Source organism: Geofilum rhodophaeum (assembly GCF_002210225.1).
Lineage (GTDB): Bacteria > Bacteroidota > Bacteroidia > Bacteroidales > Marinilabiliaceae > Geofilum > Geofilum rhodophaeum.
This window is the reverse complement of sequence record NZ_MWUJ01000012.1, coordinates 65,454-87,534: the sequence shown is the minus strand read 5'-3', so window position 1 is coordinate 87,534 and position 22,081 is coordinate 65,454. Positions and strand designations below refer to the sequence as shown.

Sequence of the window (22,081 nt, the reverse complement as noted above, 5' to 3'; positions counted from 1 at the left end):
CATAATGTAAGGGTATCACACTTGGGTGGTTTATCTTTGTTTGGGGTTTTGGCCCATGCGGATTTTTTTTACTAAAAAATAATAGCAATGAAGAAGTTGTTGGTTTTATTGTTTTTGCTCCCTTGCTTTCATTGGGGGCTGGCTCAGGAACACTTGCCTGAGCTGGAAGATTATGAGCGCTTTTTGAAGAGTAAGACTATGGTGGTTATGGACGATGTGCTTATGAGCGAGTTCAATATGGTTATTCGAGAAATTATGGAACGCTCATGGAGCCTGACCCCTTTTGAAGTAATTTCTTTTAAACAATTTGAGGAGCTTAAGGATGATCCTGAATTGTCTTTTTTGATGACCAGTACGGTGACTTTTGCCAAGGACCGGACCAAAGCCCGTTACAATTTTATCAGTTTGTTGATGGGCGAGCCGGGGGCCAGTGTGCGTAATATGCCGGATTTGTGCTCCTTGCCGCTTGCTTACCTGAGGGTAGAGGAAGCCAGTTACCACTACAAACTGGAGGCTTTTGTGCTTTTTATCCAGCGGCATGTTCAAAATGTGCTTCAGAATCCAAAATTAATTGGAGAAAACGGCTTTAAGCAGTACCAGGGCAAAAGTTCCCTGGCCGACAAGACTTTATTGTTGACCAAGGAGGACTTGGCCAGTGATGTACAAACGCCTGAAGCCATTGCCGCTGTTTATCCTTATGCCTTTAAAATTGTGTCGCGTGAAGAGGTTGCAGAGGCCATTAAGCGCCAGGATTCCGATGCTGTGTTTTTGCATAAAGTGGGCCCCGAGGGAACGCGCATTCGTGCAAGGGTGTATAAGATGCTGGTAGGTGCTGCCGACTCCAAATTGTACTATTGGGATTATGGGATGATTAAGCATTTAAGTGATGATGCTTTTCAGCTGCGTGATTTTAAACGCTTAAAATAAGCCGCATTTATGGCAGGGACAATTTAGTGCAGGCCTTGTTTGCCAAAGGCTTTTGGTTAATTTTGTCCCAAAATTATTTGAACTATGTCCGACGATAAGAAGATTATTTTCAGTATGGTGGGGGTGAGCAAGGTTTATCCTCCGCAAAAGAAAGTGCTGAGCAATATTTATTTGTCCTTTTTTTACGGGGCTAAGATTGGGGTGATTGGTCTTAACGGCTCCGGTAAATCTACGCTTCTCAAAATCATTGCCGGATTGGAGAAGAATTACCAGGGTGAGGTGGCGTTTTCGCCTGGTTATTCGGTGGGCTATCTGGAGCAGGAGCCAAAGCTTGACGACCAGAAAACGGTACGCCAGGTTGTTGAGGAGGGTGTACAGGAGGTGGTTGATGTGCTGAAAGCTTATGAGGCCATCAATGAGCGTTTTGCTGAGCCGGAAATTTTAGAGAATCCGGATAAGATGCAGGCCTTGATGGATGAGCAGGCCAAGTTGCAGGAGAAGATTGATCAGTTTGATGCCTGGAATCTGGACAGCCGGCTTGAAAGAGCGATGGATGCCTTGCGTTGTCCGCCCGAAGATCAAATGATTAAGGAACTATCCGGAGGAGAGCGCAGGCGTGTTGCTCTGTGTCGCTTGTTGCTTCAGGAGCCCGATATTCTTTTGCTGGATGAGCCTACCAACCACCTTGATGCCGAATCGGTACAGTGGCTGGAGATGCACTTGCAGCAATACAAGGGTACCGTTATCGCAATTACCCACGACCGGTACTTTTTGGATAATGTAGCCGGGTGGATTTTAGAGCTGGATCGTGGAGAAGGCATTCCCTGGAAGGGCAATTATTCTTCGTGGCTGGATCAGAAGGCGAAGCGTTTGGCGCAGGAAGAGAAGCAGGCTTCGAAGCGTCGTCAAACCCTGGAGCGTGAGCTCGAATGGGTGCGCATGGCTCCGAAGGCCCGTCAGGCCAAGTCCAAAGCCCGTTTGGCTGCTTATGAAAGTCTCTTGAAGGAAGATGTTAAACAAAAGGAAGAGAAGCTGGAGATTTTTATTCCCAACGGTCCACGTTTGGGCGATAAAGTGATTGAGGCGCATGATGTTTCCAAGGCTTTTGGGGAACGCCTGCTGTTTGAAGGTTTGGAATTCACCTTACCTCCCAACGGAATTGTTGGGGTCATTGGTCCCAATGGGGCAGGAAAAACCACCCTGTTCCGCATGATTATGGGGCAGGAGGAAGTGGACAAGGGAACCTTTAAGGTGGGCGAAACCGTTAAGATTGGTTATGTAGATCAGACTCATGCCGATATAGATCCGGAAAAATCTGTTTATCAGGTGGTGTCGGGCGGTAATGAAACGATCCGAATGGGGGGGCGTGAGATCAATGTTCGCGCTTTTCTGTCCCGCTTTAATTTTGCCGGTGCCGACCAGGAAAAGAAGTGTGGCACCTTGTCGGGCGGAGAGCGCAATCGGCTCCATTTGGCTATGACGCTTAAGGAGGAGGCGAACGTCCTGCTCCTGGATGAGCCCACCAACGACATTGATGTTAATACGCTCAGGGCGCTTGAAGAGGGCTTGGAGGATTTTGCCGGCTGCGCGGTAGTGGTCTCTCACGACCGCTGGTTTCTTGACCGGATTGCCACTCATATTCTGGCTTTTGAGGGCAACTCAACGGTTTATTATTTTGAGGGCAGTTATTCCGATTACGAGGAGAACCGGAAAAAGCGTCTCGGTAATGCCGGTCCCCAACGTATTCGTTACCGCAAGCTGGTGAAAGACAGTTAATCCAGCCTGAATTGACCCATGGAGTCAATCGCAAATATACCGGGAGTTAAAAGGGGGTGTCTCAAAAGCTTGGGGCACCTTTTTTACAACGCGTATTGAGGGTGAGATTGCTGCTGACGAAGCTGTTGTCTCGATTGAATGGGGCGGTGCAGGTAATACATGTTAAGGGCGCCCTTGCCTTTTACTTTCCGGCTGATGCGCTTAATCATGAAGTAATAGTCCTTCAGGTGGTCGTAGGTCGTCTGGGATACGTTTATCTGCATAGGATTGCAGTAGCTTTGCATGCGTGCGGCAGTGTTAACAGTATCTCCGAAAATGTCGTAGCTCAAATTGCTCTCACTGATGATTCCGGCTATAATGTCTCCTGAATTGATGCCAATACGAATTTCCCAGTCGATTTTATAGCGCTCGTTGTGTTCAATGATATATTGTCGCATGCGTTCGGCCATTTTGGCTGCAACCAAAGCGTGGTTATGGCTGTGATTCCACATGCCGCTGACAGCCAGATAGGCATCTCCAATGGTCTTTATGCGGGTGCAATTGTGCTTTTGGCAAATTTGGTCGAAGGCGGTGAAGATGGTTTGAAGTTCATCCAGTAAACGCTTGGGCGACATCTTTTGTGATTTGGGTGTGAAGTCAACCAGGTCGGCCATTATCACCGAAACATTACGAAAACGACGCGGCGCAATTTCGCTTTGCTCCTTCATGGTTTGCAACACTTCGGCAGGCAAGAGGCCTTTTAGAATGCGGTCGCTTCTGCGTTTCTCCTCCTCCAGTTGCTGTTTTTGTTGGCGCAGTTGGCGCATAGAGTCGGCCAGTGTCATTGCCGTTCTTACCCGGGCCAACAATTCATCCGGAGCAATGGGTTTCTTTAGGTAGTCCATAGCTCCTGCCTCCAGCGCTTTTCGCACATGGTCGGCCTGTGTAAAACCAGAAACCATGATGACGGGAATGTCCTTCGTTTGCGGGTGTGCTTGGAGGGTCTGCAGGGCCTCCATACCTGATATTTCGGGCATCTCCCAATCGAGCAGTATCAGGTCGGGTTGTTTGCGCATGGCCAGGGTAAATACTTCATAACCATTGGCAGCTCTGAAATAGGTGGCGTCGGGCAACAATTGTTCCAGGTGGCTTTTCATAAACTCCACCAGGTAGTCAACATCGTCGGCAATCAGAATCTTAGGATTCTCCATCAGCTCCTTCTTTCTTGCCGGTAAAATTAGCTTTTTTTTGCGTTTGTTGACGACTTTTGATTGTGCGATTCTTTATTTAAAATGGTTTTGCTTAAGCGGTTGTTTTTGGTGGACTGTTCAGCTGTTTTCCGGGATGTCCATAATATGTATGGCTTCCGGGCGCAGGTGCAATTGGCTGATGCCATTTTGCAGCAAGCGGTCCTCCGTTAAATGCACCAGCAAAGGAAGTTCGTTTTCATGGGCATCCAGTGGAAGAAACTCTGCTTCCTGATGTTCGCCCATAAAACGCTGTTGTTTCAGTTTTACGCGAATGTTTGTCGCAGTGGCCGAGCTGCCAGGTTTGAAGGCCGTGGGCCGAATGGACAAGAGCACATTCCGGGCCTTTCCGGTGTTGATAGTTTGGGCCGGAAGCGTTCCCAGGGGCGTTTTCAGTTGGTCGGCCTCCCACTTTGCGGGAATGATGTTGCTGTTTCCGAAAAATCGGGCTAAGTAGGGAATACGTGGTTTTTCATAGAGTTCACGTGGTGTTCCGGTTTGCAATATTTCCCCTTTACGCATAACCGCCACCCGGTCGGCAATGGCCATTACATCCCGGGTGTCGTGGGTTACGAAAATGGCAGTAGTTCCTGTTTTCTTTAAAAGGGCGTGCAATTCTTCGCGCAGGTGGTTTTTTTTAAGGGTGTCGATGTTTGAAAAGGGCTCATCCAGCAGGAGTACCTCCGGCTGTGGCGCCATGGCTCGGGCCAGGGCGACTCTTTGTTGCTGACCACCGGATAGTTGATGGGGAAAGCGCTGGGCATAGGCGGAGAGCTCCACCAAATTAAGCATTTCGTTCAGGCGTTGTTCACGCTCTCTTGTCGGGAGCTTTTGCAGACCGTAGGCTATGTTTTGGGCTACCGTTTTATGCGGGAACAGGGCATAGTCCTGAAACACAATGCCCATCCCCCGGGCTGCCGGTGCGGTAAACACCCCGGGGCCTATGATTATTCGATGCTGCAAATGCAGCGTGCCGCTGTCGGCACGCTCAAAGCCCGCCATTACCCGCAAGGCGGTTGTTTTCCCACAACCGCTTTCACCCAAAAGCGCCACTATTTCACCTTTTTCAACCCGGAGGGAAAAGTCCTTCAGCGCCGCGTGCTTGCTGCCGGCATAGGTCTTGCTTAAGCCTTCAGTCTTTAGTAGGTTCATTTTCTTTGGTTTTTGAAATCTTGTTTAAGACTACTGCAGCCACAAGTCCCAGGCCAATGATGACCAGAGAGGCGGGTGCTGCTTCGGCCACCCGTTCGTCACTGGCGTATTCAAAAGCTCTGATGGCCAGGGTGTCAAAGTTGAAAGGACGCAGGATAAGGGTGAGGGGCAATTCTTTGAGTACATCAATGAAGACCAAAAGGGCGGCTGCCAAAATGCCCGGCTGGATGAGGGGCAGCAGAATGTTGCGTAGGATGCGGGCTCTTGGGTGGCCCAGTGATTGAGCGGCCTCATCGAGGCTGGTGCTGGTGCGGGTGAGACTGCTTTCGATGTTGTTGTAGGCTACGGCTAAAAAGCGTACCAGGTACGCAAATATTAAGGCCAGCCAGGTTCCGGTGAGCCACAAGCCTCCCGTGGCCCCCAGGGTATTCATTTGGCGATCGAGCCAGATAAAGGGGACCAATACACCAATGGCTACTACGGCCCCCGGTATGGCATAGCCCATGGTGCTGAATCGGACCAAGAAGCGCGTTTTGGGGGAGGGGAAACTGCGTGCTGTAAAGGCCGACAGCAAGGCGGCAGTAACCACCAGCAAAGTGGCCAGGGCTGCCAGCATAAAGCTGTTGGTTAATAGGGGTAAAAAGCGATGGACCAGGGTTTCGGTACCGGTGAGCCAGCTCCAATACAAAAGCATGAACACCGGAAGTACAAAGCCCATTAACACGGGCAGGGCGGTGATGGCTTGTGCGCCCAGGCTGCGCAGGCCGTTCAGAGGTGTGCGTAAAAGGGGGCGACTGCTGCCCCGTAATGTGTCGTAACGCCTTTGGCCCCGCTGCATACGCTCACCCAGTAAAAGGGCAAAAACCAGCAATAATAGCCAGGCGCTCAGTTTTACGGCAGAGGTTTTGCTGCCAAAGGCAAACCATGCCGAAAAGATGCCCGTTGTAAAGGTGTCTACACCAAAGTAGCTCACCACTCCGTAATCGTTCAAAACCTCCATCAACACCAGCGCCAGTCCCCCCACCAGAGCCGGACGGGCCAGAGGCAGTGTCAGGGTCCAGAAAACCCTCGTTTTACTGTGCCCCAAAGCCGCGGCTGCCTCAAAAAGGCCCGCCGATTGTCTGCCAAACCAGGCCCGAGCCGCCAGGTAAACATAGGGGTAGAGGGCCAGACTGAGGATGAAGATGGCTCCCGGCAGGGAAAGCAGATCAAAAAACAGGTAGGCCCCGGTATTAATGTCCCAGGTGTTGCGCAAGAAAGTGTAGAGCGGAGAGGTGTAATCGAGCATGCCGGCCCAGGTAAAACCCAGAATGTAGCCAGGTATGGCAATGGGCAGCGTTAGGGCACCTTCCAGAAGGCGGCGTCCCGGGAATTCGTATACGCTCACCACCCAGGCACTCAGCGTGCCTATGAATAGGGTAAGCGTGCCCGTCCCCAACAGCAGCCACAGCGTGTTGCCAACATAGGTCGACAAGAGGTTTTTTGTGATGTGTGCCCAGGCAACATCCGCTTCTCCAAGAAAGGCCGTTAATATGCTGAGTAGGGGAAAGGCCACAACAAGAGCCAGCATCCAGGTAAAGGATACCCAAGCGTTGAAACGGAAGTCGGCCCATCCGTGTTTTACCCAATGGTAAAAACGAACGGCCGGACCGATTGATGTGGATTTTCTGCCTTGTTGCATAAGAAGGGATTTATTCCCAGCCTGCTTCGTGAAATACTATTTGCGCAGTCTCCAAGTGTTGGCCCAGTTCGTCGAGCGGCAAGAGGTCCATTTCAAAACGTCCCCAGCTTTTTAGCAGAGCGGGCCATTCTACGGTCGGATTAACCGGGTATTCGTGGTTGACTTCAGCAATTGTTTTTTGGGCTTCTTCGCTCAGGAGGAATTCGATGAGTTTTTGGGCATTTTTTGCGTTGGGGGCGTGGGCTGTAAGACCAATGGCACTCACATTAACGTGGGCTCCTCGCTCATTCTGGTTGGGGAAGAACAAGGCTACTTCATTTGCCACCGCGCGTTCCTCTTCATTGGCAGAATTAAGCAGCAAACCCATGTAATAGGTGTTGATAATGGCCACATCGCCTTCGCCAGCGACAATGGCTTTTACCTGGTCGCGATCGTTTCCGCTGGGCTTCCTGGCCATGTTTTTTACCAATTGACCGGCCCAGGCGCTGGCCTCGTCCTTGCCAAGAGCGGCTACAATGGAGGCCATAAGCGTTTGGTTGTAGTGCGCCTGCGACGAGCGCACCAGAACACGGCCTTCCCAGGCTGGCTCAGCCAGGGCTTCGTAGGTCGATAGTTCAGAGGGGTTTACCCGTTCTTTGTGGTAGGCGATAACCCTGGCACGGCGCGTAAATCCGGTCCAGTACCCCTGGCGGTCGCGCAAGTGTTCGGGCACCCGTTCCTTAATTATTGGCGATTGCAAACTTTGAAGCAGGCCTTTTTCACGGGCCAACACCAGGCGACCTGCATCGGCTGCAATCAGGAGGTCGGCGGGACTCATATCCCCTTCCATTTCGAGGCGGTTAATCAATTGGTCGGCGTTGGCCTTGACCACATTAACCCGTATGCCTGTTGCTTCGGTGAATTTTTCAAACAGTTGTTCATCGGCCCGGTAATGTCGGGCTGAGTATACATTGACTTCTTCGGCAGTCGGCTTACAGGCAGTCATGAACGCGCCAAAGGCAAAGAGACCTATAATTACTGTGTTTTTCATGTGTAGTTGCTTTGTGTGTCGGCAAAGTTAATTAGAATCATTCTAAATAAAAACAAATGCCTTGTAATATCCCCATAAATGGGGAGGGCGTGTGCTGCGATGATAATTTGCGATTCTTTTTTAACTTTGCAGCTTTGATAACGGCGACTTACTTACGCACAAATTAAGATTTACATGGCTCAGAAACCATCCATTCCTAAGGGAACAAGGGATTTTTCACCAGCAGAAATGCTGCGACGCAATTATATATTTGATACCATTAAAGGGGTGTTTCAGTTGTACGGCTATTTGCCCATTGAAACACCGGCTATGGAAAACCTGGATACCTTGTTGGGTAAGTATGGGGAAGAGGGCGATAAGCTGTTGTTTAAGATTTTAAATTCGGGCGATTTCCTGTCCAAGGCCCAGCCGGATATGCTGGCTGCCGGGGATTCTGCGAAACTGACCGGGCAAATCAGCGAGAAGGGTTTGCGCTACGACCTGACGGTGCCCTTTGCCCGCTTTGTGGTGCAACATCAAAGCGAATTGAATTTTCCCTTTAAGCGATATCAGATTCAGCCGGTATGGCGGGCCGATCGGCCCCAGCGTGGTCGTTATCGCGAGTTTTTTCAGTGTGATGTGGATGTTGTTGGCAGCGACAGTCTGCTCAACGAGGTAGAGTTGATTCAGATTGTTGATGAGGTTTACCAAAGACTCAATATTCGGGTTGTTGTGAAACTGAACAACCGAAAAATTTTGGCTGGTATTGCCGAGTACATTGGTGCCGGAGATCGTTTGGTAGATATTACTGTAGCCATCGACAAGCTGGATAAAATTGGCGCAGAAAAAGTGAATATGGAGCTCAGCGAGCGCGGTTTGTCTGCCGCCGCCATTGAAAAGCTTCAGCCGGTATTGGCCCTTCAGGGGAGCAATGAAGAAAAGTTGGAATTGCTTTCGGGCCTTTTGGCCGAATCCGAAGTTGGATGCAAGGGCATTGAAGAAGTGAAAACGGTATTGGATCATTGCAAGGACCTGGCCCTGCAGTCCCAAGTGGAGCTGGATTTGACTTTAGCACGAGGACTTAACTACTATACGGGTGCTATTTTTGAAGTGAAGGCCCTGGATGTTGCCATCGGAAGCATCACAGGTGGTGGGCGCTACGACGATTTGACAGGTATCTTTGGACTCAAAGGCGTTTCCGGGGTGGGGATTTCCTTTGGTGCCGATCGCATTTTTGATGTGCTGAATCAGCTTGAGCTTTATCCCGAGGAAGTGGAAACAGCCAGTCAGTTGCTCTTTGTCAATTTTGGGGAGCAGGAAGCGGCTCACGCCCTGATATTGGCCAAGCGTTTACGTAAAGAAGGCATTCGTTGCGAGCTGTACCCGGACACCGCCAAAATGAAAAAGCAAATGACCTATGCCGATAAAAAGGGCATCAGATACGTGGCCATTATGGGTGAATCTGAATTGAAAGAGGGCGTGCTGACTTTAAAGGATATGCAGAGTGGGGAGCAGAAAACAGTGAAGCCGGAAGAAGTGCAGCGCCTGCTTCAGCGCTAAGCCACCTGTAATATCGTTGACTATATGCGCTTGTCAACTGGTTAATCCGGTCTCTTCTGAGGGGCCGGATTTTTGATTGGCTTCTGCTTTAATCTCGCGAATCTGGCGAATGATACGCATCTTAAATTCATGCTCTGCTTCATACAGCTTGATAACCTGGTCGATTGAAAGTATTTTTATGAATTTCTGATGGTAATGCCGATCCAATTCTGCCTCCTTCCATTTGATGTCCATTTGTTGGTTCATCAGCTTTGTTTTTTCACTCTGCGAAAGCTCGTCCATGTTGTGTTGCAAATCTTTTCTTATTCTCCAGCGTAAGTGATTGAGGCTGTCCTTTTGCGCAGAAAATTCGTTGTACACCGGCCAGAAGTGTTGGGCATCTGCCGACGAAAGACCTATTTTCTCGGTAAAGAAGGCTGCTTTTTGGGCCTTGAGCTGCTCAATGCGCTTGTCTTTTTCACGGTCTCCCTGAGCCACAAGTGAGTGCGTAAATAAGAAAAATAGGAGGATGGTTGTTAGGCGTGTCATGACTTATGGTATTAAAGGTTTTAATCGATATAGCTCAAATAGAGTAACTCTTCTTCATTGAGATCCTGAAAAAGAAGACTGTCGGGATACAAGTCAATTTCTTCGCTACTCATTGTGGTCAGCCAGTCAATCAACTCGTATTCATTGAGGAGTTCACTTTGTTGTTCTAAAAGAAAGAGCTCGCTGGTTCTTTCCTGGGTTTGTTTTTGCGTGAACTTTTCCGGTACAAGCGTATAGATAAGTGCAATAAGGGCAAAGCTGGCCGCCATGGTCATCCATGGTTTAAATAAACTTGATTTTTTTACGGGCAGCGTTGCATCATTTGTACCTTTAATGCGCTGAGTCAGCCGATGCTCAAAGTCTTCAAAGTACCCGGCAGGGACTTGAAAGGAGGCTTGTTCATCTATTTTGTTCAGTTTTTTCATACCACAGTATTTTGTTCTGGTGCGACAGGCGCACTTTGGCTTTTGGACACGCCAACATGTAAAAGGTTTAAAGGTTAAGGCTCTCCCTTTAACCTGCTTTTATTCATAAGTTTTCGTAGGAGACAATTTGTGAATAATGCAGTTTAAAAGAGCTCTTGATTAATTAGCGCTTCTATTTTTCGTACAGCATGAAAATAGGAGGCTTTAAGGGCGCCGACAGAAGTGTCTAAAATGCGGGCCATTTCTTCGTATTTCATATTGTCGAAATATTTCATGTTAAAAACCAGGCGCTGCTTGTCGGGTAATGAGAGTACACTTTTTTGAAGTCTCTTTTCAATTTCATCGCCCGTATAAAGAGGATCATTATCGAGTTGCTTGCTCAGTAATACTTCAAGATCTTCGGGGTTGTTGATGAGTTCGGCGCGTTTCTTATTTAAAAAATTGAGCGCTTCGTTGGTGGCGATGCGGTACAACCAAGTGTAAATCGAGGAATCGCCCCGGAACTGCTCCAGGTTTTGCCACGCCTTTACAAAGGTGTTTTGCAGTACGTCATCGGCATCTTCGTGTACAATGAGCATTTTGCGTAAATGCCAATACAGGCGCTGTTGGTGCTTTTTCACCAACAGGCTAAAGGCTTGCTCCTTTTCTTCCGGAATACACGCCAAGGCCAATATTTCCTGATCGCTAACCGACATAAAATGTTTTGGGGCTGTGAAGTTAAATAATTCTCCTTTCCAAAAAAAAGGCTTACTTTTGCACCCGCTAATTTTGCGCAGTGCAAAAAATTAAAAGATAAGCTTTTAACTGCTAAAATACAGTACAATAATATTTAAATCATAAAGATGGCATTAAAGTGTGGTATCGTGGGCTTGCCCAATGTTGGTAAATCTACTCTGTTTAACTGTTTGTCGAACGCCAAGGCGCAGTCGGCCAATTTTCCCTTCTGTACCATTGAGCCCAACGTAGGTGTTATTACTGTGCCCGACGAACGGCTTACCGAGTTGGAGCGTTTGGTAAAGCCCCAGCGCGTTGTTCCTACAACCGTTGAAATTGTTGATATTGCAGGTCTTGTTAAGGGCGCCAGTAAGGGAGAGGGATTGGGAAATAAGTTCCTGGCCAATATCAGGGAGACGGATGCCATTATTCATGTGCTGCGTTGTTTTGAAGACGACAATGTAACCCATGTGGACGGGAGCGTTGACCCGGTTCGGGATAAAGAGGTTATCGATATAGAGTTGCAGTTGAAAGATTTGGAAACGGTTGAGGCAAGATTACCTAAAGTGGAAAAGATTGCTAAAACTGCCAAGGATGCAGATTCGAAGAAATTGTTTGAGGTTTTGGTGAAGTACCGGGACGCCCTGATGGAAGGAAAGTCGGCGCGTACTGTGGAACTGACCGAACCTGAAGCCAAAGTAGCCAAGGACTTGTTTTTACTTACCAATAAACCGGTGATGTATGTGTGTAATGTTGATGAGGCTTCGGTGGTTGAAGGCAATAAGCATGTTGAAGCGGTAAAAGAAGCCGTGAAAGAGGAGCAGGCCGAGGTGCTGGTTATTGCTGCACAAACCGAGGCCGAGATTGCGGAACTTGAGTCTTTTGAGGAGCGTCAGATGTTTTTGGAGGACTTGGGTTTAAAGGAGTCGGGCGTGGCCAAACTTATTCGTTCCGCTTATCGTTTGTTGAATCTGCAAACCTATTTCACTGCAGGTGTAAAAGAAGTGCGTGCATGGACTTTCCCGCAAGGAGCTTTGGCGCCGCAGGCTGCGGGGGTTATTCATACCGATTTTGAGAAGGGTTTTATACGTGCAGAGGTCATTAAGTATGCTAATTTTCTGCAATATAAATCGGAACAGGCTTGCAAAGAGGCCGGCAAAATGAGCGTTGAAGGCAAGGAATATGTGGTTCAGGATGGCGATATCATGCACTTCCGATTTAATGTGTAAATAATAGTATCGGTTTTTGTCGGTTTTGTATCATTTGATGCAGAGGGAATTAAATGCTATAAAAAAATAGTTAAATATTCCTAATGCGCCGGGACTCTTCATTGGTCGATTGGGAATTAATGGTTTTCTTTGTGCTTAGATAAAAAGACAAAAGTAAGTAGAATTGAAAAAAAATAAGCGCAAAGTGAGATTCAATGTGTTAAAAGCCGAGGAAAATGAGACCGAGGCCATCGCAAGGTTGAAGCGGAAGATTTTTATCTATTCGGTGGTGGAAGTGATCATTGTGCTGGTGCTGATTGCGTTTGGCACCTTCTTGTTCAGTATCACTCTTTCGTAGCCTGAAAAGTATTGGGCACTTAGGTGTCTTCAATCATATTGACATACAGTCTGTGAGTCATTCACAGTTTCTGTATGTCTTTTTTTTGTGTTAAAAGTTAGCGTATAAATAATTCAAATTGTTTACGGGCAATTTCTTTTCCATCTAACCAGGTAACCAGCTCCCAGGCTCCGGCCTTGTCTTCATAAGGCGGCCAAACGGTGTCGCCCAGAAAAAAAGACCAGTCGTTGCTGCCTACCACCTCGCTTCCTTCAAAGGGCGGAGCGGTTTCTCCCGCATCGTTTAAAAAGGGCGGATGAAATATGGTGAAAGTAAGTCGGGCACCCTTGGCCTTTTTGATTTTTAGCACATAGCCAAATTCAACATCGGGCTCAACCGGAATTTGCGTGGTTATAGCCTTTAAGCGGGGCAGCTCTTTAGATTTTCTGTCCCAGGGTTCATAAAGTCCGTGACTGTAAATTTCAATTTCAGGTCTCTTCTTGGGCATGTTTGGTTTACTCTAAATGGTATCTTAACTGGTCCAGCATAATGGGAATGTCTGTTTCATCAACGCCATGCTTCAGCAGCATATCCTTGTCGTTGTTGAAGGATTCTAAAAAGGCCTGCACGGATTGTCCCGGAAAGGTGACGCACTTTTGGTACCATTGCAAGGCATCCTGGCGCTTGCCCATACACCAAAACAGGTGTCCCATGTTCAGGTAATCGTGCTGGGTGGGCTTTTTATCGATCAATTGTCGCGCATACTTTTCGGCTTGTTCAAATTTACCCAGTGCCAAGGCACACCATACAATGGGGCGCCAGACTTTTTGGTTGCCCGGATCGAGGTATTCTACTTTAAAATAGTATTTGAGTGCCTGTTCGTAATCTTTCAGCTCCAGCAGACAGTGGCCGATGCTCACCTGGGTGTGCAGATTGTCGGGTTGCACCTTTTCAGCTTTCTGGTAGTATTCGAGTGCCTTTTCGGGCTGCTTAAGGTAGCGGTAGCATAGGGCTATTTTCTTCAAATTCCATACTTGTTCATGGTCGAACAAATCGGCCTGTAAATAGCTTTGCAAGGCGGCCTCGTAGGCGCCCTGTTGTTGCAGGCAATAAGCCTGCTTTTGCAATAGCTGCCTGTCGGGTTCCTCTTGTTTCAGGCGCAGGGCAAAGACTTCTAAGGCCTCCTGGTAACGGTCCTTCTCGAAAAGGTAGGCGCTCAGCTTTTTGAGAAAGTCGCCTTCGGGAAACAAGACCTCCAGGAAGGAGCGGTGGTGGAAATCCATTTTTCCGGCAAAGGGGTCGCTGAATCCCTGGTGTGCCGGATGTACTTTGTAAAAGCGGTACAGGTCCTGGATGTATTGGTTGGAGATGGCCAGTTCTTTTTTGTGGGCATCAACCAGCTGGTCGCTTTTTTCTACTTCGCTGAGGGCGCTGAGTTCGGCCATAAACATTTGTCCCATCATTTCCTTTTGTGCCGAGGGCATTTGTGGGATGCTCAGCAAAAGCGAGTATTTGTCGGAGTTGCAAATAATGCCCGATTGGGCAACGCCTTGCAAAAGGTCGGGGTTTTTAAACAGGCCACTTTCGTTTTTCAGGATGTCCTCGGCAATGGGATTGGGCCAGGGAAAGGGCAGAAACCAGTTTTCAAGATGGTTAAAGAAGGGGAAGTGCTTGAGCATGCGAAAGGTCGATAAAAACAGATCGGCTCCTTCCATCTGCAGTCGTGAAAACTCTTCGAGTTTTCCCATTAACTCCGGAGAGTCGGAAAAAATATCCTCCCAGTCGGGGTTCTTGCCTTCCTTAAAACTATCGCCAATGATGTTTTCCAGGTCGAGCCGGTCGCGTAGGTTGGGGTGAATGCGGGCCACTTCGGGCAGAATTTCATCGGTGAGTTTACGGGCCAGCTTTTCGGTCTCCCGCGTACGCATCAGTTGTATAACAATATTCTGGAGGCTCTCTTTGCCTGCGAAACGTTCGCCCAGCTTTTGCGCTTGGCGCAGCACCTCGGGGAAATAGTGCAGCCGCTGGTCGTGGTGAAACAACACCAGGAGCAGGCCGGTAAGGGCGCGTTGGCGCAGTTCAAGGTGCTCATGTTGACTCAGTTGGAAAAGGAGCAGCAAGGCATCCTCATTAAAAAACTGCAGGAGGTGGATGCTTATGGCACTAACCATTTGGCACTGCTGGGGCCAGGGCAGGGTGTTTTCAGAAAAGAGCGCCTGAATTTCATTTTTTTGTTGATACACCAAGCCCTGGGTCATCAGTATTTCGAAGAGCTGTCCCACTGCCGCATTGAAGTCCTCTCCCGGCAGTGGCTCGGCCATCAAACGACTTCGGTCCAGGGCCTTTTGGCAGATTTCAATCTGTTTGTTCAGCACAGCGAGGTCGCTGTGTTGATGTTTTCTCAACAGCTCCGCAAAGCGTCCCTGCTCAGTTCTCATCATTTTTTCACGAAAAATCTGATCACTTATCCGAAACAGATCGGCCACCAGATGGTTGTAGATCCTTTGTCGCTCCGGATCGCTGAAGCCCTCTACCGTGTAGCGCAAGAGGCTCTTGTAGGTCATCTCCAGGTTGTAGAGTGTGTCGATGAGTGTGCTGTTCTGAGTTTCCCGCACCATGGTGTTTAAGGCGTCCAGCGCCTCTTTCAGCCGCTTTTGGTGAAGCAATTCATTAATGCTGTTTGTGCTATGTTGTGAATGGGCTGTTTGCATCAGTCTGTCGATTTTCGTCCGGTTTCAAATTTAATAATCAAATCAACCCCCGATTCTTTGGCTGCGCCTTGCAAAAGCCGCAGCGAAAAGATGCGGCTGATTTCGTATTCGAGGGTGATGGTTTGCGGCGAAACGGATTCGTCGTCCGTTTGGCCAAAACTTCGTTGGTAGGTGACAAACAAGTCGTTGGTAATGTATTTGCCTACCATAAAGCTGGTGTTCTGCCAGTCGTCACCGGCATCAATTTCAATCATATCCAGGTTGAGGGTCGAGCCCAGCGTTTTGCTCAGCTGAGACGAGAGTACGCTGTTTATCAGGCGCGAGGGCAAGGCATTGGAAACCCCTTCCTGGTTGCCGTAGCTGAGTTGGTCAAAGGACTGTCCAAAGAGCAGATAGGCCATCGCGTCGGCTTCGGGGACCGATTGGCCGTCCAGGTCAAAGGATATGTCCGGCGCCATGGCTGTTCCGCCCACCAGCAGCGTCAGTAATCTTTTCCGGCGTTCCGGATCTCTAAATGTGTAGTCGGCCTCCAGGTTAACCGCAGGGTTAAAGGCCTCCCCTCCCGTAAAAGTCAGTTCGCCCCGACGAATGACCAACTTTTTGCCGTACAGGGCATAAAAGCCCCGGTGGATGCCAAGGGAACCGAAGAGTTCAAAAATATCACTGTTTTTTACCACATCCAAATGTCCGTACAGCTCCATTTGCATATCGGGCGAGCGCACCCAGGTGTTGCGGGGGATGTCGACACGCATACGACCGGTGAGCTGTTCCACAAGGTTGTAGGTCGGCCTTTGCTCAATGCTCTGTTTATGGCTGCTGTCGGCAAGGGCCACTTCTTCAGTGTGCAGCGATTCAGTCTGTTGGCTTTTGAGGGCCTGTACCAAAAGCGGGTCGTTGAGTTCGCTGCCCTCCTCCGTCATATCAAGCAGGGCCGGTAAATTAAAACTGGAACGAAGCACTTCAATGTTTCCACCAAAGCGCGGTTGTTGATTCTGGTCCCGGAAAAAGGCGTCGGCGTTGATTTGTATTTCGTGGTTGCGATGGCGCGACAGGTGAAATTCATGGGCTGTTAATTTCAGGTTGGTGTCGGACAGGCGGCCGCTGGTCAGACTGCTGTCCATATCTACATAGCCCTGTGCCAGGAGGGTTCCGCTGCCGTGTCGCGCAAAAAGTGAGTCGAGACTAATTCGTGTTTCCGCAATGCTGGCTTTGAGTCGCAGTCCGGTGTAGTCGATGCCCCAACGCGGTAGGGGCAGGGCGCCTTCACTCAGGTCGATGTAGCCTTTTACCTGCGGATCCCGGGCTTGTCCCTGCAACTGGAGATCAACGGTCATCAGGGCTTGGGGACTGGGCAGGCCTTCCTGTTCGGCCAGGAAGCCTTGCAGTTGGGCTTCCCTGGTATGCAATCGGGCATCCAGTAGGCCAGGCCAGTGCACCAGCAGGCTGTCGCTGAGCCGGATGTCGAGTGGACTGCTGCCCTCTAAGACCAAGGCGTCGCCCAGTTGGCTGAGTAAGGAAGATTTGAAGTGCAGGGTGTCGCCCGCATAAGAGATGTCGGCCCGGATTTGTTCAATGGTCAGCGGGTCCATTTCGAGTTGTTCGAGCTGCGTACCTGCGGTCAATCGAAAAGATTTGGAGTTGCCTGCTGCCTTAAGTTGCAGATGGGCCCTGCCGGTTATTGCCTGGGGACTGAGCTTTAACTTTGAGAGTAGGGCCAGGTTAAACCCTTGAAGCTTGATTTGTGCACCCAGACTGTCGGGCAGGTCGGCACGCGCATCTGCTTCCATTAAAAACAGGGAGTCCAGGCGATCGCCCATTTTAAAATGGGACAGACTGGTCCTGCCCTCGTGGTAGTGCAGTTTGGCCGAATCGTTGAGCAAATACAATTGGGCCACCTGAGCGTTCAGGTCGAGTTGCTCGAGTACCACCCAAAGCGAATCACTGGTGTTGCCTCTGGCGGCCAGTTGAAGCTCCGGCAAGTCCCTCGGTAGCACGCCCAGTTTTGCCTGCCAAAGGGCGTCGTGCAGGGCGGCATCCAGAGACAAGCTGTCCACCAGGTAGTCCCCGCTGCTGAGGCCACTGGCCCGGAGCTGGGTTTCCAGTGTGGGAGCTCCTTTCACAAGTTGGCCGTCTGTCCAAAGGTCCATCCGGTTCAGATTAAGAAGGGTGTCAAACTCCAGGGCGGCAAGTTGTGTGTTGAATTGGAAAAGCAGGGAGTCGACACTGCCCCTGGCCGAAGCACCAAAATCCAGTTGCTCCCACTCTACCGCTTCGTCCGTATAGGCTGTAAAAGCCTTTGTGTTGAACAGTTCGCCAGCCAATTTCGCTTCGAGCTTACCGCTGTTTAAATACCGGGCCCAGAGTCCCGCCTCCAACGAAATGTTTTTTACAAACAATGTGTCGAGCTGGAGGGCCTGGTCGCGGTAAAAGCCCCGGAATTCCATAGAGTCGATGGGGACGCTTTCGAGAACGGAAGCTTGCAATATGCCTGAGAAGGTGGCCTCGGGGTGTTCGGACAGTGTCCCTTTTCCTGCTGCCTTAATGTTGAAGTTGAGGAGGGTGCTGTCTACCTGTTGGGGCAGCAGCTGGTGAAGGGCCAGTCGGCGCAGCTGTGCTTCCAGGGCAAACGGCCCCTCATCGCTCAAATCGATTCGACCGGCTGCATCAAGCTGCCCAAAAGTCCCCCCCAGCTCCACCTGGGTGCTTACCAAAGGATGTTGCAGCGCCAATACCATTTGGCCAGCCTCCAGCTGATGGGATTCAAAACGACTGTCAACAAAACGGCCTGTTATTTTCAGGGGGCGTGCTTCGGCAGAGAGTCCGTTGCCCTGGATTTGAAAGGAGGTGTTGAGCACCAGTGGCAAGGTGTCCATAGCCAGCCAGTGCTGAGGTTCCAGTCCGACAGTGCTGAGATGCAGGTCCATATTGCCCAAATGACGAAGGCTGTCGCTCAGCCAGTTCTGAAAGTCGGGCACCTGGCCTTGAAGACGGATGGTTTCGCCGGCGTAATCGGCTGAAAAATCAAGCTGTAGATGGCCATTTTCCGACTGGCTGTTCAGGTGCAATTTAGGTTGTGCCAGCCAACCTGTTTCGGGCACAATAAAAGCAAACTCGTCGAGGTGGACCTTCGGCCAATCCAGTTTCAAACTAAAATGGTCGAGATTCATCCAGTGTCCTTCGGCATTGATTTGGTTATGTTCGGTTTTGAGTTCCAGCTTTTCGAGCTGGTGAAGAACAAAATCGGTTTGGGCCAATAATTCTATATTGTTCAGGCGGAAGTCGGGCTGCCTGGTGTAAAAGCCGAACTTTTTCACGGAGACTTTCGCTTTTTTTGCACGGTAGCTTGCACTCAACAGCAATTGCAGGTCGCCCACATAGGCAGGCAGGAGGGTGTCGGGACTTTCTATTTGAATACTGCCGTCTTGCAGCGACAATTCGGGCAGCCAAACCTTAAATCCGAAGGGCGTGTCATCTTCCGGCTCGTCTGGGGCCGGGGTGTCGGACGGCGACAAAAGACTTTCAAAATTCCAGGTGCTGTCGCTGAATTGCTCCAACCACACATGGGGTCGCTGCAGACGAATGTGCTCAACGAAAATCTCCTTGTTGAGCAGGGCCAAGAGGTCGTAACGCACTTGCAGGCGGTCTGCCGCCAGCAAGGTGTCCCCATCTTCCAGCAAGACCACCACGTGCCGCAGGTCCAGGTGCGTAAAAAAATTGCCCTTCAGCTGGCCAATGAGCAGCTCGCCTTCGAGCTGCTCATTGGCCACTTGTATGGCCTTGTCCTTTACCCATGAGCGGAACCAGTCCGTTTGGCTGAGGGTCAGCAGCAGCAACACCAGCAGTGCCAGGCAGGTGAAAATCCATCCGATTATTTTTGCTGCTCGCTTCATATTAAAAGGCGTGACCAATATTAAAATGCAATTGCCATTTGCTGTCGCTGTCGGCCACCGGTCGTGCCAGGTCGATGCCTACCGGACCAATGGGCGTTGAGAAACGGAGTCCCCCACCCGCAGAAAAGCGCAAGTCCTGAAGGCTGAAATTGCTGAGCTGCGGCCATACATTGCCCGCATCGGCAAAAACGACCAGACTAAGGGGACCAAAGAGTCGGAGGCGCGGCTCCAGGCTGACTTCGATGAGGGTGTTGCCTCCCAGCGGGACCCCCTCGTCGTCAATCGGACCCAGTTGCTGTCGTGCCCAGCCCCTGACGGAGCGACTCCCTCCGGCAAAAAAACGCTCCTCTACCGGAACAGGGCCTCTGCTTTGGCCGGGCCTGATGCCGCCATATCTGGCGCGCATGGCCATAATTAAGGGCTCCGCTATTTGCTGGTAGTGTTTTACTTCCAGTTGGTACTTGAAAAAGGAATATTTTCCCGGCAAGAGTTGACTGTTCGATTTGGCATTCAAGGCTACGACCCATCCCCGTGCCGGATCAAAGCGGGGTTGACTCGAATCGAAAAGCAGTCCCCCCGCCAAACCTCCTTTTGAGTAGTTCTTCAGTACCTCAGCATCTTCCACTGTTCGGGCAACCGACGTTGTGTCCAGATTTACGTTTTCGTAGTAAAGGCTTAGAGAAACATTCAGTTGATTACTTAAGCGCTGCAGCAGCCCCAGGGTGCTGCCGTAGGCAAAGAGTTCGTAACCGGCTTCCTTCTGTTTCTTTACCGAAGGTGCCAGCTCCAGTGTGGAATTGGGACTGAAGACGGCCGGTTGGGTCAGGCGGGCTTCAAAACGGTAGGGTTCCAGCGCCGAATGTTTGGCGTAGAGGTTCAGGCGACGGGCGCCTCCCGGGAAATTTAAAATTCGGAAATCCACAAAAGTCCGGAATTTGTCCTCCCGTCCATAGCCCACGCCCACACGTGTGGAGGTGCGCGGAGCTTCGGTCAGACTGATGCGCACCGGAATGCTGTCTTTTTGGTTGCGACTGAGTTGGGCTTTAATGGAGGCTATACGGAAGGTGCCCAACTGGTAAATCTGCTGCTGGGAGCGATTCAGCGCAGCGCGACTGTACACTTGCCCTTTCTCCAAAGCCAACTGTTTCCTTATCAAATGTTCCGGGGTGCGCTCTTGTCCCTCAATGCTGATGTCACCAAAATAGCACAAGGGTCCCGGTTCCAGTTCCCAGTCGATATTTGCCTGGTGGTGAGCGGTGTCGAGTTCAATAAGTGGCCTGGCGGCGGCATAAGCGTGGCCTTTGTTGATGAGGTCCATCGTCAGGGTTTCCTGATCGTTCCATATCAAAGCATCCCTAAATCGAGATCCGGGGAGGGCTTCCAGACTTTTTTGGCCATCTTGAAGCAGGTTTTGCTCCTCCTCATTGATGGCGGCATTGGGCCCCACGAAACGAAGGGAGTCGATGCGAACGGCTTCATTTTCAGTAAGGCGAAAAGTGAGTTCGATCTTGCGCCCCTTACGTTTAAGGCGAATTTGGGGTTCGCCAATCTCCACATTCAGAAAGCCCTCCGATTGGTAAAAGTGCTGCAGTTCGCGCACGTTCATTTGGTAGGCGTCCCTTGAAAACCAAACCGCCTCCTTCCCCAGGAGTTTTTGGCCCAACCAGCGGTTGGACGAAAAAGAAATGGCCTCGGTCAGTTCCTTGTCGGAAAAATAATCGTTGCCCTCAAACCTGAGCCTGCGTATTTGTTTGTCGGCTGCCCTGCTGTTGAGCACAGGATCACTGGTCTGTCCCCGGGCAAGCCCGGGGACAGTTAAGAGTACAAGGCTCATAAAAAAGACGCGCAGTCGTTGTCGCAAGGTTGGTCAATTCAAATAATACAAAGCCCTAAAATTAGTGAAAATTCAGGAATGAAGGGGTTTGTTTTATTCGGATATCCCTGTTTACTTAAGCTGCTTTTCGGCCTTGGCGTAATCTCTGATGACTTTAATGGTTAACAGTGCCAGTGGGATACCAATAATGGAGGTTATCATTTCCAGGACAGTGCTTGTAAGCAGCTGGTCTACCGTGTCGGCATCTTTAAACACTCGGAAGACGATGTTGCCGAGGACGCCGTTGATCAGCCAAAGTGCCCACCAAATGCCGAGAGAGCTCGTTTCCAAATTACAGCCGGGGGCTTCCGTACCATTACGCAAGATTTTTTTTGTCTCCTCGTAAAGCTCCTGCATAATTTGAAAGGGGCGGTACAAATTGATAATGGGTACAAACCAGCTGCCTGCCGCCCAGCCTTCATCGTACGTCAGCGGTGAGGTCCTTAAATGCAGATTAAAGTAAGCCCGTCGGAACCAGCGGATAAAGGTGATGCCTGAAATGATGTAAACCAGGAGATACAGAATGGCTACAAGGCCTTCGCGCATGTCGTTTGTTGTCAGAGCGTTTGCAGAATACTCGCCTCCCGACTGTATGGTCTTCAGGAGATTGTATTGCATGATGCTGGACAAGAGGGTGACCCCCTCCATAAACAGAACAGCCCAAATAAGGACCACAGCGGTTGTGGACCGGTCGCTGTTCGGACGAAGTTTCTGAGAGAAAATTCGATTGGGTTTGGCTTTTTCGTCGTTGTCGAAGTCGGGGCATACATCGCCCTCATAAGCCGGTCTTTCATTGGTCAGGCTACAAATGATTCCCTTATGGGGATCAAAGCCTCGTTTTTTGCATTTCTTGCAAAGGTCCAGGTTGATCATAATTTTAGTATTTAGGTTGGCACTAAAATACCTAAATATTCTAAAAGTCAAACCCCTGGATACAAAATGGATTTAAAAGGATGGGGGCACATTACCAGGATAAACAAAGCGGAGGCTGTTTTGATGGGCCAGAGTAAGGGCCGTTCGGATGAGTGTAAGCGGAGTGGGAGACAGGTGACATAGCGCATCGT

The 22,081-nt window shown here is 49.9% G+C and carries 17 protein-coding genes; 5 read left to right on the top strand and 12 right to left on the bottom strand.

The window, feature by feature from the left end; translation table 11 throughout:
• The first annotated feature begins 87 nt into the window (after positions 1–87).
• Positions 88–927: a hypothetical protein gene (locus B4W65_RS11750; RefSeq protein ID WP_088655359.1), complete on the top strand. Its 840-nt coding sequence runs from the start codon at positions 88–90 to the stop codon at positions 925–927.
• A gap of 84 nt (positions 928–1,011) precedes the next feature.
• Positions 1,012–2,703 (top strand): energy-dependent translational throttle protein EttA, encoded by a 1,692-nt coding sequence (ettA, locus tag B4W65_RS11745; RefSeq protein WP_088655358.1) that lies wholly within the window; start codon positions 1,012–1,014, stop codon positions 2,701–2,703.
• A gap of 83 nt (positions 2,704–2,786) precedes the next feature.
• On the opposite strand, the gene B4W65_RS11740 is transcribed toward ettA, so the two are convergent.
• The 4 genes from B4W65_RS11740 to B4W65_RS11725 all read right to left on the bottom strand — a co-directional run bounded on the left by B4W65_RS11740 (position 2,787) and on the right by B4W65_RS11725 (position 7,792).
• The gene (locus tag B4W65_RS11740) at positions 2,787–3,893 is read right to left on the bottom strand and encodes an adenylate/guanylate cyclase domain-containing protein (protein WP_088655357.1); all 1,107 of its coding nucleotides are present in this window, start codon (positions 3,891–3,893) and stop codon (positions 2,787–2,789) included.
• 117 nt (positions 3,894–4,010) lie between these two features.
• Entirely contained in the window at positions 4,011–5,081 is a 1,071-nt protein-coding gene (locus tag B4W65_RS11735; RefSeq protein ID WP_088655356.1) for an ABC transporter ATP-binding protein, read from the bottom strand.
• A complete protein-coding gene (locus B4W65_RS11730) occupies positions 5,062–6,762 on the bottom strand; it encodes an ABC transporter permease (RefSeq protein ID WP_088655355.1) in 1,701 nt (566 codons plus the stop codon). The genes B4W65_RS11735 and B4W65_RS11730 overlap by 20 nt, the downstream gene beginning before the upstream one ends.
• A 10-nt stretch (positions 6,763–6,772) precedes the next feature.
• On the bottom strand, positions 6,773–7,792 hold the full coding sequence (locus B4W65_RS11725; protein WP_088655354.1) for a Fe(3+) ABC transporter substrate-binding protein: 1,020 nt from the start codon (positions 7,790–7,792) through the stop codon (positions 6,773–6,775).
• Between the two features lie 174 nt (positions 7,793–7,966).
• Between B4W65_RS11725 and hisS the strand changes: the two genes are divergently transcribed.
• Positions 7,967–9,331: a histidine--tRNA ligase gene (gene hisS, locus B4W65_RS11720; RefSeq protein ID WP_088655353.1), complete on the top strand. Its 1,365-nt coding sequence runs from the start codon at positions 7,967–7,969 to the stop codon at positions 9,329–9,331.
• A gap of 33 nt (positions 9,332–9,364) precedes the next feature.
• Here the strand turns inward: hisS and B4W65_RS11715 are convergent, their stop codons facing one another.
• The 3 genes from B4W65_RS11715 to B4W65_RS11705 all read right to left on the bottom strand — a co-directional run bounded on the left by B4W65_RS11715 (position 9,365) and on the right by B4W65_RS11705 (position 10,979).
• Positions 9,365–9,859, bottom strand: coding sequence for a hypothetical protein (locus tag B4W65_RS11715; protein ID WP_146697778.1), 495 nt, complete (start codon positions 9,857–9,859; stop codon positions 9,365–9,367).
• Between the two features lie 20 nt (positions 9,860–9,879).
• Positions 9,880–10,284 (bottom strand): hypothetical protein, encoded by a 405-nt coding sequence (locus tag B4W65_RS11710; RefSeq protein ID WP_088655351.1) that lies wholly within the window; start codon positions 10,282–10,284, stop codon positions 9,880–9,882.
• Positions 10,285–10,427: 143 nt separating this feature from the next.
• Positions 10,428–10,979: an RNA polymerase sigma factor gene (locus B4W65_RS11705; protein ID WP_088655350.1), complete on the bottom strand. Its 552-nt coding sequence runs from the start codon at positions 10,977–10,979 to the stop codon at positions 10,428–10,430.
• A gap of 147 nt (positions 10,980–11,126) precedes the next feature.
• Here B4W65_RS11705 and ychF point away from each other — a divergent pair, with 147 nt between their 5' ends.
• Both ychF and B4W65_RS17315 read left to right on the top strand, forming a co-directional pair.
• Positions 11,127–12,227, top strand: a complete 1,101-nt coding sequence (gene ychF, locus B4W65_RS11700; protein ID WP_088655349.1) for a redox-regulated ATPase YchF — start codon at positions 11,127–11,129, stop codon at positions 12,225–12,227.
• 163 nt (positions 12,228–12,390) lie between these two features.
• Positions 12,391–12,564, top strand: a complete 174-nt coding sequence (locus B4W65_RS17315) for a hypothetical protein (protein ID WP_158522844.1) — start codon at positions 12,391–12,393, stop codon at positions 12,562–12,564.
• 97 nt (positions 12,565–12,661) lie between these two features.
• Here B4W65_RS17315 and B4W65_RS11695 read toward each other — a convergent pair whose 3' ends face one another.
• From B4W65_RS11695 to B4W65_RS11675, 5 genes are all read right to left on the bottom strand, one after another.
• Positions 12,662–13,051, bottom strand: a complete 390-nt coding sequence (locus tag B4W65_RS11695) for a DUF3859 domain-containing protein (RefSeq protein WP_088655348.1) — start codon at positions 13,049–13,051, stop codon at positions 12,662–12,664.
• Positions 13,052–13,058: 7 nt separating this feature from the next.
• On the bottom strand, positions 13,059–15,254 hold the full coding sequence (locus B4W65_RS11690; protein ID WP_088655347.1) for a tetratricopeptide repeat protein: 2,196 nt from the start codon (positions 15,252–15,254) through the stop codon (positions 13,059–13,061).
• Positions 15,254–19,144: a translocation/assembly module TamB domain-containing protein gene (locus B4W65_RS11685; RefSeq protein WP_088655346.1), complete on the bottom strand. Its 3,891-nt coding sequence runs from the start codon at positions 19,142–19,144 to the stop codon at positions 15,254–15,256. The genes B4W65_RS11690 and B4W65_RS11685 overlap by 1 nt, the downstream gene beginning before the upstream one ends.
• Before the next feature lies 1 nt (position 19,145).
• Positions 19,146–20,978: a BamA/OMP85 family outer membrane protein gene (locus B4W65_RS11680; protein WP_088655345.1), complete on the bottom strand. Its 1,833-nt coding sequence runs from the start codon at positions 20,976–20,978 to the stop codon at positions 19,146–19,148.
• A 111-nt stretch (positions 20,979–21,089) separates the two neighbouring features.
• Positions 21,090–21,890: a DUF4328 domain-containing protein gene (locus tag B4W65_RS11675; protein WP_088655344.1), complete on the bottom strand. Its 801-nt coding sequence runs from the start codon at positions 21,888–21,890 to the stop codon at positions 21,090–21,092.
• Positions 21,891–22,081: the final 191 nt, after the last annotated feature.